Origin of the sequence: Nocardioides sp. (assembly GCF_016462705.1) — a bacterium.
Classification (GTDB): Bacteria; Actinomycetota; Actinomycetes; order Propionibacteriales; family Nocardioidaceae; genus Nocardioides.
Genome location: NZ_JAEMSS010000001.1, coordinates 31,494 through 45,595, shown reverse-complemented (window position 1 = coordinate 45,595; position 14,102 = coordinate 31,494). Strand labels below are relative to the sequence as shown.

General features: G+C 72.0%; 8 protein-coding genes. 3 read left to right on the top strand and 5 right to left on the bottom strand.

Features of this window, described 5'->3' with window-relative positions; genetic code table 11:
• Positions 1 to 9: 9 nt before the first annotated feature.
• The 4 genes from JHD21_RS00180 to JHD21_RS00165 all read right to left on the bottom strand — a co-directional run bounded on the left by JHD21_RS00180 (position 10) and on the right by JHD21_RS00165 (position 3,937).
• On the bottom strand, positions 10 to 696 hold the full coding sequence (locus JHD21_RS00180; RefSeq protein ID WP_292670673.1) for an NAD-dependent deacylase: 687 nt from the start codon (positions 694 to 696) through the stop codon (positions 10 to 12).
• Between the two features lie 10 nt (positions 697 to 706).
• The gene (locus JHD21_RS00175; RefSeq protein WP_292670671.1) at positions 707 to 1,663 is read right to left on the bottom strand and encodes a methyltransferase domain-containing protein; all 957 of its coding nucleotides are present in this window, start codon (positions 1,661 to 1,663) and stop codon (positions 707 to 709) included.
• Between the two features lie 45 nt (positions 1,664 to 1,708).
• Positions 1,709 to 2,716 carry a hypothetical protein gene (locus JHD21_RS00170; RefSeq protein WP_292670669.1) on the bottom strand — a complete coding sequence of 336 codons (1,008 nt, stop codon included), beginning with the start codon at positions 2,714 to 2,716 and terminating at the stop codon, positions 1,709 to 1,711.
• Between the two features lie 438 nt (positions 2,717 to 3,154).
• Complete coding sequence (locus JHD21_RS00165; RefSeq protein ID WP_292670667.1) at positions 3,155 to 3,937, bottom strand: helix-turn-helix transcriptional regulator; 783 nt, start codon at positions 3,935 to 3,937, stop codon at positions 3,155 to 3,157.
• A 273-nt stretch (positions 3,938 to 4,210) separates the two neighbouring features.
• Here JHD21_RS00165 and JHD21_RS00160 point away from each other — a divergent pair, with 273 nt between their 5' ends.
• Positions 4,211 to 11,095, top strand: a complete 6,885-nt coding sequence (locus tag JHD21_RS00160) for an RHS repeat-associated core domain-containing protein (RefSeq protein ID WP_292670665.1) — start codon at positions 4,211 to 4,213, stop codon at positions 11,093 to 11,095.
• Between the two features lie 121 nt (positions 11,096 to 11,216).
• Here JHD21_RS00160 and JHD21_RS00155 read toward each other — a convergent pair whose 3' ends face one another.
• Positions 11,217 to 12,134 carry a 1,4-dihydroxy-2-naphthoyl-CoA synthase gene (locus tag JHD21_RS00155; RefSeq protein ID WP_292670664.1) on the bottom strand — a complete coding sequence of 306 codons (918 nt, stop codon included), beginning with the start codon at positions 12,132 to 12,134 and terminating at the stop codon, positions 11,217 to 11,219.
• A gap of 25 nt (positions 12,135 to 12,159) precedes the next feature.
• On the opposite strand from JHD21_RS00155, the gene JHD21_RS00150 reads away from it, so the two are divergent.
• Positions 12,160 to 13,473 carry an MFS transporter gene (locus JHD21_RS00150; RefSeq protein ID WP_292670662.1) on the top strand — a complete coding sequence of 438 codons (1,314 nt, stop codon included), beginning with the start codon at positions 12,160 to 12,162 and terminating at the stop codon, positions 13,471 to 13,473.
• A gap of 38 nt (positions 13,474 to 13,511) precedes the next feature.
• Positions 13,512 to 14,102 carry a hypothetical protein gene (locus JHD21_RS00145; RefSeq protein WP_292670660.1) on the top strand — a complete coding sequence of 197 codons (591 nt, stop codon included), beginning with the start codon at positions 13,512 to 13,514 and terminating at the stop codon, positions 14,100 to 14,102.

The window sequence follows — 14,102 nt, the reverse complement described above, 5'->3', positions numbered from 1 at the left end:
CTAACCCGGTCAGGAGAGCAGGTCGTCCACCCAGGCCGGCACGAGCTCGCTGGCCGGCCCCTGTCTCGACTCGTGGAAGAACAGGCTGCCCTCGCTCGGCTGGAGGTTGAGCTCCAGGGTGCGGGCGCCGTAGGCCCGGGCGGCGCGGACGAAACCGGCGGCGGGGTAGACGGCGCCCGAGGTGCCGATCGAGACGAACAGGTCGCAGACCTCGAGGGCGTCGAAGATCCGGTCCATCTCGTAGGGGACCTCCCCGAACCAGACGACGTCGGGCCGCAGGTCCGCCGCGGCGCACTGCGGGCACTCCGGGCCGTGGTGCAGGTCGTCGTGCCACGGCGTGCGGGTCTCGCAGGCGCCGCACAGCGCGGAGAGCAGCTCGCCGTGCATGTGCAGCACCCGCTTCGAGCCGGCCCGCTCGTGGAGGTCGTCGATGTTCTGGGTCACGATGAGCAGGTCGTCGTGCAGCCAGTGCTCGAGGCGGGCCAGGGCGCGGTGCGCGGCGTTGGGCTGGACCGCGGCGAGGGCGGCCCGACGTTCGTCGTAGAACCGCTGGACCGTGGCGGGGTCGCGGTCGTAGGCCTCGGGCGTCGCCACGTCCTCGACCCGGTGGCCCTCCCACAGCCCGTCGGCGTCGCGGAACGTCGGCACGCCGCTCTCGGCGGAGATGCCCGCACCGGTGAGGACGACGACGTTCACGGGGGCATCCTCACATGCCGCCGCGGTAGTGCTCGATCACCTGGGGCGGGGTCATCACCGGCCCGCCCCTGCGCCCCAGGAAGTAGACGCTGTTGGCGCCGTCGAGCGAGTGGCCGGCGTCCAGGACGCGGTCGAGGTGGCTGAGCCAGAAGAACGCGAGGCCGGCGATCCGGCCGAGCGCGACCGACCTCGTGAGCGCCCGGACGAAGTAGTTGATCGACCAGCGCAGCGAGGTGCCCGCGCCCGCCACCTGTCCGCTCTCCACCTGCTCGAAGTCGCGGAACAGGTAGCGGTGGCCGGACTCGCTGAAGCGGGTGAAGTCGTAGGGCCCCTCGTGGACCTGCTGCATGAAGGGCGTGTCCGCGTAGACGACGCCGCCCTCGCGGAGCACGCGTCGGATCTCGCCGACGACCACGACCGGCTCGAGGACGTGCTCGAGGACCGCTTGGATGATGACGCCGTCCATCACCCCGTCGGCGAGCGGGATCTGGTGCCCGTCCCCGATGAGCTGGACGTTGGCGCTGGCGTAGACGTCGAAGGCGACCAGGTCCACGCGGTCGTCCGCGTACAGCGCCTCGAGACCGTCGCCGACGGTGCCCCCACCGATGACCAGGATCCGCGGCCGGCGCCCCGTCGTGCCGGCGTCGGCGAGCAGCAGCTCGACCATCCGCTGGGCGATCCGCGGGGCCTGCGTGTTGGCGGGGTGCAGCATCCGCTTCACGATCCCAGGGCGGTCGGGCCGGGCGACCAGGGACGCGCCACCGCTGGCGGCGATCTCCTCCGCCGAGAGGACGCTGCGCTCGAAGTCGACGAGCACCGGTGTCCCCGACACGACCATGAACGGTGACTCGGCGTGCGGGCAGGAGGGCTCGGAGCACCGCCAGCTGTCGTCGGCGCACGTGAGGGTGCCGCCGCACCGCGGACAGATCAGTGCCCGCTCGTCCAGGAGTGTGGTGATGGCGAGCACCGGCTCAGGATAGGTCGGTGCCCCACCCGCCCGGCGGCGGGCGCGTCAGCTCTGGTCGGCGTACCGGTAGACGATGATCCGCGCGCCGGTGACCTCCGGGCTGCAGTTGACGCTGTTGCTCTTGAAGTAGACGCGCACGGTGCGGGACGCGGACGAGGCCCCGGTCACGAACTCCGACATCTCGAAGGGGAGGTGGATGTAGTCGACCATCGCGTCCGGTGCTCCCGCGGCGGGTGCGCGGAACATGACGCCGGGCAGGTCGGCCTGCTCGGCCCAGAAGCCGTTGCCGTTGTAGTTGACGCCGCCCGAGCGTTCCGTGCTGCTGGCCGAGATGACACGACCGGTGCCGTCGACGATCTTGACGTCGATGCCGCGGGCCGTGCCGCTGGTGTCGGAGCATGATGCCTCGTACGCGACCCGGGCGTAGCCCGTCACGACGTCGACCGCGTCGGCGGGCTGGTCCCAGGTGTGGGCCAGCTGGGCACCGCTGGTCGGTGCGCCGCCCGGCCAGCTGGTGTTGCTGACGGTGAAGTCGCCGAAGGTCTGGTTCACCGGCAGCGTGCCGGCGTCGAAGAGGAGCCGCCGCACGCCCGTGGTCATCCGGGCCGAGCTGATGGCGTCGAGAGCCACGTCCGTGCCGGTGATGGACCCGTCCTCGATCTCCGAGGTGCCGACGGACCCCGCGGCCAGCTCGCTCGAGCCCACCGAGCCGGCAGCCAGCTCGCTCGCCCCCACCGAGCCGGCGGCCAGCTCGCCGCTGCCGACCGAGTCGTTGGCCAGCTCGCTGCCCCCCACGGAGTCCGCCGCCAGCTCGGCCGCCCCCACCGATCCGTCACCGATGGCGCGGGCGCCGACGGCCCCCGTGTCGATGTCGTTGCCTTGCACCGCGTTGGCGGCGATGTGCCGGACGCGCACGGCGTCGCTGGCGATGTGCTTGGCCTTGATGCCGTTCTTGCCTATCCCTGCGGCGTACGCGCCGCTGGTGGTGAGGGCCAGGACGACGGCGACCGTCGACATCACGTTGGCGTAGCTGGGTCGGCGGCTGGTGGTCATGGCGGTTCCCCTCATCTGGACCGGGAGCAGCGGTCGGATGAGGGCACAGTAGGGCCGCTGAGCGGGCCGCACGGGCCCGCGGAAGTGCCAACTCAGTGCCAAACCTGCTGGGACTCGGCCGACCAGCGCTCCGACCCGGGTCGTCGGTCCGGAGCGCTGGTCATCGGGCCGGGTCAGCGTTCGGCACGCGGCCTCGCCGAGAGAGAGCCACCGCGACGCGGAAAGTGCTCCTGGTCCAGGTTCTCCGCACGTGGTGGCACCGGTGGTGCAGAGGCGTCCCCGTGACGTCTCGCGCGCATCCCATGTCACGCGACCCCGCCACGCATCGGGGTTGCAGCAACCTGCAACACCGCGACGGTGAGGACGGATCCTCCCGTCCCGAGGGCGAGGCCTCGGCCCGACAACCGCGGCGCCCGGTCCCGGTCGCCGCGGTCGACCTCAGCGGGTGGCCTCGGTGATCTCGTGGAAGCGGATGCCGGCGGCGAACCGGGAGCGCACGCCGAGGATCCGCATGACCTCCGCGACCTCGGAGCGGACGGTGCGGATGCTGACGCCGAGCGTCGCCGCGACCGCCGCGTCGTTCGCGTCGCCGGCGAGCAGCGCCATGACCTGGCGCTGACGGGGCGAGAGGTGCGGGCCGTCGGGCAGCGGCTCCTCGGCCACGGGGTAGGCCGAGGCCATGACCCGGTGCCAGTAGGTCCAGGCCGCGGCCAGGCACACCGGCTCGCTGACCGCCATCAGGGTCGGCTCGTCGTCGATGACCGGCCCCTGGAGCACGACGAACTTGCGGTCCACGATCTTCATCTGCACGGAGCCCACGCTGATCAGGTAGGTGCCGTGCTGCTCCGCGGCCAGGAGCGTCCGCCCGCCCTCGGTCAACCCGTCGCGGTCGAAGACGCTGATCATCCGGAGCCCGTTGCCCACCGCGAGTCGGTTGTTGGGCACGCTGATCCGCAGGTGGTCCACCTTGCCGGTCCGCTGCACGGACAGCAGCTCGCGCCACCGGTGGACCTCGAGGCCCATCCAGCGGTTGTAGGCGACCGAGCCGATACCGGGGATCTCGACGCCCGGCACCGGACCCTTGGCGACGGCCGCCGCCAGCTCGGCGCGGCGCAGCTGCAGCACGGCCGCGGCGTCCAGGATCGTCTGGGCGTCGGAAGGCGTGATGGGGCCCTTGGAGTAGAAGCCCACGCCGCTCGGCGTCTGCACTCGAACCCCCATGTCGCACTGTCGGCCGGCTGCAGTCTAGGAGCACCCGGCCCGGTGATGGACCGTCGGTGGAGTCACCAGAACCAGTGGACGGCGACCAGGGCCGGTCGTCGCCCGCGCCGGCGGCCCACGCCGCGGCCCACGACAGCGGCCGAGCCACGACCGGGTGCTACTTGCGAGCGACTTAAGACGACCGGCGCCGGAGATACCAGTCGGCTGCAAGCCGGAGACAAGCACGGTCCGGGAGAACAGAGGCACACACCTGTTCATCCGGAAGGAATCCTCATGAAGCGAACCAGTGGCGCGCTCGCGGCGGCTACCGCCGTCCTGCTCGTCCCGACGGTCACCCTGCCCGGCGGGGCATGGGCCGCGCCCGCGGGCGCTGGAGCCGGCGGGTGCACCACCGCGGCCGCGACGGCGCCGGCGACCGGACCCATCCGGGTCACCTCGCCCTCCGGCCCGGTGACCGTGGACGCGGCGCGGTTCGCCCTGACGGGCACGGCGCCGGCCCGGTCGACCGTGTTCGTCTGGAAGGACGCCAACGGCAACGGCAACCGCGACCGGAACGAGAAGCGGGCCGGCTCGGTGCAGCTGGGCAAGAAGAAGGCGTGGACGGTCAGCGTGAAGCTGAAGCAGAACGCCGTGAACCGCTTCGTGATCACCAAGTACGGCGAGCCCTGGCGCCGCGGACGAGCAGTCGTCGTGCCCGCGATCACCGAGCGTCGCGACGCCACCGCCCCCACCGCTCCGACCGGGCTCACGGCCGTCGACGTGGCTGGGGACACCGGCGGTGCCGTGACCCTCTCGTGGACACCGTCGGTCTCGACCGACGTCGCCACCCAGTGCGTGCTGCGCGCCACCGGCAACGGTGCCTACCAGGAGGTCGCCAGGCTCGGGGCGGGCGTGTCGACGTACACCGACACCGGGCTGACCAACGGGATGACGTACGCCTACGTGATCCAGGCCGTCGACACCGTCGGAAACGTGGGTAGCCGCTCGTTGCCCGCAACGGCGGTGCCGGCCCACGACCAGGACCGCACGGCGCCCGAGACCACGATCACCGCCGGCCCCGCTGCCGAGACGGACCTGGGGACGGCGACGTTCGCCTTCGAGTCCTCGGAGGCGGCGTCGACCTTCGAGTGCTCCCTGGACGACGCCGACTGGTCGACCTGCGCGAGCCCGCTCCAGCTCAGCGGGCTGGCGCCCGGCGAGCACCGGCTGCGCGTCCGGGCCACGGACGCGGCCGGCAACGCCGACGCCTCGCCCGCGTCGTACGAGTGGACCGTGACCGAGGCGCCCGACGGACTGCCTGCCGACCCCAGCACGGTCGCCTCGACCGTCGACCCGAGCGTCCCCACCACGGTCGCGGAGTCCACGGCCTTCCTCTACGAGGGCCCCGATCCCATCCAGGAGGGGGTCGCAGACGGCGCCATCGACGCCCATCGAGCCGGCGTCGTCCGCGGCCGCGTGCTCGGTGGCGACGGCGAGCCGCTGTCGGGGGTGTCCGTCTCGATCAAGGACCACCCCGACCTGGGGCACACGCTCACCCGTGCGGACGGCGGGTACGACCTCGTCGTCAACGGAGGCGGCGAGCTGGTCGTCAGCTTCGAGGCCGACGGGCACGCCCCCGCCCAGCGCGAGGTCGCTCCCGGGTGGAACGACTACGTCGTGCTCGACGACCTCGTCCTCGTGGCCTATGACACGCGGGTGACCGAGATCGACTTCACCGAGCCGGTGGAGGTCGCGCAGGGGTCCCCGGTCACCGACGGCTCCGGCACCCGTCAGGCGACCCTCCTCTTCGACCAGGGCACGGAGGCGGAGATGGTGCTTCCCGACGGCTCGACGCAGGCGCTCGACGCGGTGCACGTGCGGGCGACTGAGTTCACCGTCGGCGACCACGGACCCGAGGCCATGCCCGGCGAGCTGCCCGCGATGAGCGGCTACACCTACGCGGCGGAGTACAGCATCGACGAGGCCGTGGCCGCGGACGCCACCACGGTGACGTTCAGCAAGCCCGTCGTGAACTACACCGACAACTTCCTCGGCTTCCCCGTCGGCACGCCGGTGCCCACCGGCTACTACGACCGGGAGAAGGCCGCCTGGGTGCCGTCGGCGGACGGGCGCGTGGTGAAGGTGCTGGCGACCGACGGCGGCAAGGCGGTCCTCGACGTGGAGGGCAAGGGCGCCGCAGCCACCCCCGCCGCACTGAGCGCACTGGGCATCGACGACACCGAGCTGGAGACCCTCGCGGGGCTCTACACCGCGGGCCAGAGCCTGTGGCGGGTCTCGATGAGCCACTTCACGCCCTGGGACCACAACTGGGCCTTCGAGCCGCCCGCGACCGCGCAGGCACCCCAGCTCCCCCAGCTGGTCGAGGACGGCGACTTCATGTGCAAGAACACCCTGTCCGGCTCGATCGTCGGCTGTGACGACCTCACCCTCGGCGAGCGGCTGGCCGTCGCGGGCACCGACCGCGAGCTCGCCTACCAGAGCGAGCGCGTCCCCGGGCGGGCGAACCGCGTGGTCCGGGTGCCCATCACCGGCGCGACCGTGCCCGCAGGGCTGAAGGCCGCCGAGATGGTGGTCGAGGTCGCCGGGCAGCGGTGGCTCGCGTCGTGGAACAACCCAGGTCCCAACGTCGTCACGAACGCCGGCTGGAACGGCAAGGACGCCTACGGCCGCGAGGTGCAGGGGGCCCAGCTCATGACGATCTGGGTCGGCTACACCTACGACGGCGTCTACAAGACCGCCCGCGGCGGCGGCAGCAGCTTCGGCTCCGCCGGCGTCGACGCGATCACCGGCAGCAGGACCCGTGAGGAGGTCACCCTCTGGTCGATGCAGCAGGTGCCGGTCGGCGGCATCGACGCGCGGGCCGCCGGGCTGGGTGGCTGGACGCTGAGCGGCGCCCACGCCTACGACCCGCTGGCACGCGAGCTCGTTCGCGGCGACGGCACCCGTCAGGGTGGCGACGACGTCGCGAGCGTGATCCGCACCGTCGCCGGGGTGGGTACGCCCAACGGGTTCGCGGGCGACGGCGGTCCGGCCACGGCGGCCAAGCTGGCCTCTCCGACCGGTGTGGCGACCGCCCCCGACGGTACGGTCTACGTCGCCGACACCCTCAACCAGCGGGTCCGCAGGATCGACCCGTCGGGCGTCATCACGACGGTCGCCGGGACCGGCACGCAGGGGACCACCGGTGACGAGGGGCCGGCCACCCAGGCGCAGATCAGTGCCCCGAACGACGTGGCCGTCGGTCCCGACGGGACGCTCTACATCGCCACGAGCTACTCGGTGCGATCGGTCTCGCCCGATGGTGTCATCCACACCGTCGCCGGCACGCCGAACACCGTCGGCTACAGCGGCGACAACGTCCCGGCGAAGGGCGCGGCGCTGAACCACGTCGTCGGGGTGGACGTCGCGGCGGACGGCACCCTCTACATCGCCGACAGTCGCAACTGCCTCATCCGCTCGGTCGCGCCCGACGGCATCATCCGCACCGTCGCCGGTGTCGCTCCGCCCGCGGCCGACAACACGGCCCGCTGCGGCAACCAGCGGACCGAGGGTGCGAGCGCCGTGAAGTCCCTCCTGGGCTTCGTGGGCGACGTGACGGCCATGCCCGACGGCTCCCTGCTGATCGCCGACACCAGCAACGACCGGATCCGGCGGGTGGCCACCGACGGCTCGCTGCGCACGGTCGTGGGTGCCGGCAACGGCGGCGACGGGGCGGACGCGGTCAGCGCGAAGATCTGGTCCCCGCAGTCGATCGCCGTGCTGCCCGAGGGCGGGTTCCTGTTCACCGAGAACGGGGTGCTCGGCGCGTCCTGGAAGCTGCGCATGGTCGGCGCAGACGGGTCCATCCGCACCCTGGCGGGTGGCACCACGCGCGCCTACGGCGGCGACGGCGGGCCGGCGAGCCGCGCGACCTTCGCAGGTCCGAAGGGTGTGACGGTGGCTGCCGACGGCCGGATCTACGTCGTCGACTCGGGCAGCGCCCGGGTCCGGATGATCGCCCCGGCCCTGCCCGGCACCTCGACCGGTGCGCTCGCGATCCCGTCGTCCGACGGGGCCGAGCTCTACCAGTTCGAGCAGGGCCGCCACGTGCGGACCGTCGACACGATCACCGGCGCCACGCGGGCGAGGATCGCCTACGACGCGGCCGGCAGGATCGCCTCGATCACCGACGGCGACGGCGATGCGACCCGCGTGGAGCGGGACGGCGCCGGACGGCCCACGGCGGTCGTCGCACCGGGTGGACAGCGCACGGCGCTGACCTCGGACGCGGCGGGATACCTCGCCTCGGTCACGGCCCCGGGTTCCGAGCCGACGCAGCTCACCTCGACCCCCACCGGCCTGCTGGAGACCCTCACCGAGCCAGGTGGCGGCGTGCACCGCTTCACCTACTCCCCGTCGGGGCTGCTCCAGCGCGACGAGGGTCCGGACGGGGTGAGCACCACGCTCACCCGCACGGTCGGCCACTCGGAGCAGACGGTGACCGCGACCAGCACGCTCGGCCGGACGGCGACGTACCGCACCGAGCGACTGCCGGGCGGCGCCACCCGGCGCACCGTGACGGCGGGGACCGGCGACAAGGTCGTGGGCACCATCGCCGCGGACGGCACCCGAACCGTCGTGGAGCCCGACGGCACCACCGTCGTGCGCACGCTCGGGCCCGACCCGCGGTTCGGGATGAGCGCGCCGATCGTCACGGCCGAGACCGTCACGACCCCCGGGGGCAGGAAGGTGGTCTCGTCCGCGACGGCCACGGCCGAGCTCGACGACCCGCTGAACCCGCTCAGCCTGCGCACGCTCACCCGGACGGTGACCCTCAACGGGCAGACGTCCACCTCGGTCATCGACGTGCCGGCGCGCTCGGTCACGACGACCAGCCCCGAGGGACGGGTGACCAAGGCCGGGTTCGACGACGGCGGACGGGTGGTCCGGGTCGAGCCGGGCGCGGACGTGCTGCCGGTGGTGCGCTCCTACGACGAGCACGGCAGGCTCGACCACGTCGAGCAGGGCGACCGGGAGGTCGACCTCGAGTACGACGCCCTCAACCGCCTGGTCGGCATCGACAGCGCCGACGGGCTCACCCGCTTCGGCTACGACGACGCGGACCGCGTGGTGTCGGTGACCCTCCCGGACGACAGCGTGACCCGCTTCGGGCACGACGCCGACGGCAACGTCACCAGCGTCACCCGGCCCGGCGGCCGGGTGCACCGGATCGGGTACGACGACGGCGACCGGGTCGCGTCCGACGACCCGGCCGGCGCGGGCGAGTGGGCGACGTCGTACGACAAGGACGGTCTGCCGGTCACGGTCAGCCGCCCAGGTGCGGCGACCACGCTGGGGTACGACGACGCCGGACGGCTGGTCTCCGGGACGGAGTCGCTCGGGTCGACCTCGTTCGCCCACGGCGGGCCTGGTGGCGCGACCTCGCGCACCGCGGCCGACCCCGGGGGCGGCCCGGCGCAGGTCCGCAGCTTCGGCTACGACGGTCCCCTCCTGACGAGCACGGACGTGACCGGACCGGCGGAGGCGGCGTGGACCTACTCCTACGACGCGAACCTCCTGCCCGTGGACGTGAAGCTCACCAGCGGGGCCGACACCGTGGCGATCCCCTACGCCTACGACAAGGACCTGGCGATGACCAAGGCCGGCCCGTTCACCATCGGCCGGGACAGCCGCGGCGCTGCCACGTCCTTCGGCGACGGCACGGGCAGCCTCGCCTACGGCTACGACGGGTACGGCGCGCTCGACGCGCTCGCCCTCACCGTGGCCGGCGAGGAGGCGTACTCCTCCGAGCTCGTGACGGACACGGCCGGCACCGTCGCTGAGCGCGTCGAGGTGGTCGCGGGCGACGAGGAGGCCGTGGAGTACGACTACGACCCGCTCGGACGGCTCACCGAGGTCCGCCGCGACGGCACGGTCGTGGAGACCTATGACTACGACGTCGACGGCCGGCGCACCAGCGCCGTGCGCAACGGGCAGAGCGTGGGCTACGACTACGACGACGCCGACCGGCTGGTCAAGGCCGGCACCGTCGCCTACGGCTACACCGACGACGGGTCGCTGTCGACGCGTGGGCCCGACACGTTCGGCTACGGCTACGACGGCCGGCTGGTCACGGCGACGGTCGGCGGGACGACGGTCTCCTACGGCTACGACGCCGAGGGCCGGCGCACCACCCGCAGGGACGCCGGTGGCACGACGCAGTACCTGTACGGCAGCATGAGCTCGCCGTTCCGGCTCAGCGCCGTGCGCGGTCCCGATGGCGTGCTGACGACGCTGTGGTACGACGACCACGGCCGGCTGGCCTCGTTCGAGCGCGGCGGCAAGCGGTTCTACGTCGCGACCGACCAGGTCGGGTCCCCGCGGGTGGTCACCGACGCGGCCGGGACGGTCGTCAAGACGGTGCGGTACGACGCCTTCGGCCAGGTCCTGGCGGACTCGGCTCCCGGCTTCGAGGTCCCGCTCGGCTTCGCCGGCGGCATCCCCGACGCCGTCACGGGACTCGTGCGATTCGGGATGCGCGACTACGAGCCGGGCACGGGTCGCTGGACGACCCGCGACCCGATCGGGCTCGGCGGCGGGCAGACCGACCTCTACGCCTACGTGGGGCAGGACCCGGTCGGCCACGTGGACCCGAGCGGTCTGTCCGAGGAGGACTACTCCGAGGCGAGCGAGTTGTCGGTCGAGATCACTGACAAGACGGCCTGGGACCGGGTCAAGGACGCCACGTCATGGCTGACCGAGCAGGCGGAGAAGCAGGTGATCAGCCGGGCCAAGAAGATGCTGAAGATCGGCCCGGTCTCCATCGACACCGACAACAACGCGATGTCGGTGGGCACCAGCCAGAAGGTGCAGGTCAACGGCACCGACGTGCTCGAGGTCTCCGCCAACTGCAGCCTCGGCATCTCGCCGAACGAGTCGGAGGACCCGTACGAGAACATCTACGACGACACCCTCGACTGGAAGGTCAAGCTGAGCACGACGATCCCGATCCTCAAGAAGATCCCGTTCTTCGGCAAGGACCTGAAGCTGGGCGAGGAGTACGAGGGAAGCGTCAACGCCAACGACTACTTCGGCGGCTTCTTCCAGAACGGCAACCTCGCGCGGGCCCGCGAGGCGGGCGGCATCGACGCCCCCACCGGATCGCAGGGGGGCAACTGACACCTCCGGAACATGCACCACACGGCCCCGCCCGGCGAGAGCCGGGCGGGGCCCCGGTGCTGTGCGGTGCGGTGCTGTGCGGTGCGGTGCGGTGCGGTGCGGTGACGGGCCGTGCGTCGCGTCAGTAGTACCAGGGGAACGGCGACCAGTCCGGCTCGCGCTTCTCCAGGAACTGGTCGCGGCCCTCGGCCGCCTCGTCGGTCATGTAGGCCAGACGAGTCGTCTCGCCGGCGAACAGCTGTTGGCCGACGAGTCCGTCGTCGATCAGGTTGAACGAGTACTTCAGCATCCGCTGGGCGGTCGGGGACTTGCCGTTGACCAGCCGTCCCCACTCCAGGGCCGTCGCCTCGAGCTCGGCGTGCGGGACGGCCCGGTTGACCGCGCCCATCCGCACGCCGTCCTCGGCGGAGTACTCCTGACCGAGGAAGAAGATCTCGCGGGCGAGCTTCTGGCCCACCTGGCGGGCGAGGTAGGCCGACCCGAACCCGCCGTCGAACGAGCCGACGTCGGCGTCGGTCTGCTTGAACCGGGCGTGCTCCGCGCTGGCCAGCGTGAGGTCGCAGACGACGTGCAGGCTGTGGCCTCCGCCGGCGGTCCACCCCGGCACGACGCAGATGACGATCTTGGGCATGAACCGGATGAGCCGCTGGCACTCGAGGATGTGCAGCCGTCCGAGCTTGGCCTTGTCCACGGTCTCGGCGGTCTCGCCCTCGGCGTACTGGTAACCCGTGCGGCCGCGGATCCGCTGGTCGCCGCCGGTGCAGAAGGAGCGCTTGCCGTTCTTCTCGCTCGGTCCGTTGCCGGTGAGGAGCACGCAGCCGACGTCGCTCGACGTCCGGGCGTGCTCGAGGACCCGGAGCAGCTCGTCGACGGTGTGCGGCCGGAAGGCGTTGAGCACGTCGGGGCGGTCGAAGGCGACCCGGACCGTCCCATGCGCCCCGGCGCGGTGGTAGGTGAGGTCGGTCAGGTCCTCGAATCCGGGGACAGGTTCCCAGGCCTCCGGGTCGAAGGTCTCGGACACGCCCTCTAGTGCGCTCACGGTGGATCACGGTAGACCTCACTCCGTGACTGTCGAGGAGCCGGTGACCGCGCGGTCCGTGCCAAGGGCTCTGGCCGAGCCGACCGAGCACCCGGGCGCGCGCTGGGTCGGGCTCCTGACCCTCGCGAGCATCGGGCTGTGGGCGGGGTTCTTCGGGCCGATCCAGGTGCTGCTGGCCCAGCAGGCCGAGGCGATCGACCCGGCCGACAAGGAGCAGATCCTCGCCCTGGTCACCGGCCTCGGCGCCCTCACGTCGGTGATCTGCAACCCGGTCGCGGGAGCGTTCTCCGACCGGACGACGCTGCGTGCCGGACGCCGGCTGCCGTGGATCGTCGGCGGCGCGCTCGGCGGGGCGGCCGGGCTGGTGTTCCTCTCCGCCGCCGACAGCGTGTGGTGGATGGTGCTCGGCTGGTGTGGGGTGCAGGCGTCGCTCAACGCGATGCTCGCCGCGGTCACCGCGATGGTCCCCGACCAGGTGCCGGTCTCGCAGCGTGGCCGGATCGGCGGCATCGTCGCCGTCGCCCAGACCGTCGGGGTCGTGGGCGGTGCGGGGATCGCGGCCGCGACCGGCAGCATCGCGACCGGCTACCTCGCGACGGCGGCGTTCCTCGTCGTCCTCGCCGCGCCGTTCTGCTTCAGCGCGAACGACGCGGCGCTCCCGCCGGCGTACCGCGAGCCCTTCGACCTCGGCAGGTTCCTCCGCTCGTTCTGGATCTCACCGCGGGCCCATCCCGACTTCGCCTGGGCGTGGCTGACCCGGTTCCTGGTCAACCTCGGCAACGCGCTGGGTCTCCTCTACCTGCTCTACTTCCTCCAGGACGTCCTCGGGTTCACCTCCGACGAGGCGGAGAACCGGGTGTTCACGCTGACCGCCATCTACGGCGGCACGCTGATGCTCACGGCGGTCGGGTTCGGCGTCTGGAGTGACCGGCTCGGCCGCCGCAAGGTCTTCGTGATCTGGTCAGGACTGGTGTCCGCGTGTGCGTCGCTCATGCTGGGCGCCGGCCAGAGCTGGCCACTGGCGGTCGCGGCCGCGCTGGTGATGGGCTGCTCCTACGGCATCTACGTCTCCGTCGACTTCGCGCTGATCACCGAGGTCCTGCCGGGCGCCGAGGACAGGGCCAAGGACCTCGGCGTCATCAACATCGCCAACGCACTCCCGCAGGTCGTCGCGCCGGTGCTCGCAGGGGTCCTGCTGGCGGTGGTCGAGGCGACCGGGGGCGCGGTCGACACCGACGGCACGGGGTTCTCCACCGGGTACCTGGTCGTGTACGCCGTCGCGTTCGTGTCCAGCGTGCTCGGCTCGGTCTTCGTGACCCGGATCAAGGGCGTCCGCTGAGGGGTGCCGCGGCCGGACGCCCGGTCCTACAGTGGTCCATGCGTCTCTCTCGGTCCGTGCGGCTCCTCGGCGTCGTCCTCGCCCTCACCCTGCTGGCGCCGGCGCCGGCCCAGGCCGGGCGCGAGACCCTGCAGGACGACTCGGCCTTCGACGTACCGCACCGCGACATCGACATCACGTCCCTGACGGTGACGTACAACAGCAAGGGAGCCTCGGCGAAGCTCCGGTTCAAGGACCTGCGCAAGAAGGAGCGGCTGCGCCTCTTCGTGCAGTTCTTCAACCGGCCCAGTGACGACCCGTTCGCGCCCGTCCACGGCAACTTCCTCGAGCTGCGGCTCAATGAGAAGGGGAAGGTGAAACGGGTCAACTGGGTGATCGACCCGGACGACGCGTTCGACGGCTACCACGCCGAGAAGTGCCGGGGCATCAAGATCAGGCCCGACTTCGACAAGGACGTCGTCACCTACAAGCTGCCCGACCGGTGCGCCCGGTTCCTCGACGACCGGGGCTACATCTCCAGCTACGCCTCGACCCGGAAGTTCAAGGCCAGGCACTGGGACGACGGTGACCCGGCGCTGACCACGGGCGACTGGTTCGACACCACCCACGACCTGCGCGTGGAGCTCTAG

What these genes read in the sequence shown, in the direction of transcription:
- JHD21_RS00170 (WP_292670669.1), bottom strand. Translation starts at nt 2,716, where the DNA reads ATGACCACCAGCCGCCGACCCAGCTACGCCAACGTGATGTCGACGGTC.
- JHD21_RS00165 (WP_292670667.1), bottom strand. Translation starts at nt 3,937, where the DNA reads ATGGGGGTTCGAGTGCAGACGCCGAGCGGCGTGGGCTTCTACTCCAAG.
- JHD21_RS00145 (WP_292670660.1), top strand. Translation starts at nt 13,512, where the DNA reads ATGCGTCTCTCTCGGTCCGTGCGGCTCCTCGGCGTCGTCCTCGCCCTC.
- JHD21_RS00160 (WP_292670665.1), top strand. Translation starts at nt 4,211, where the DNA reads ATGAAGCGAACCAGTGGCGCGCTCGCGGCGGCTACCGCCGTCCTGCTC.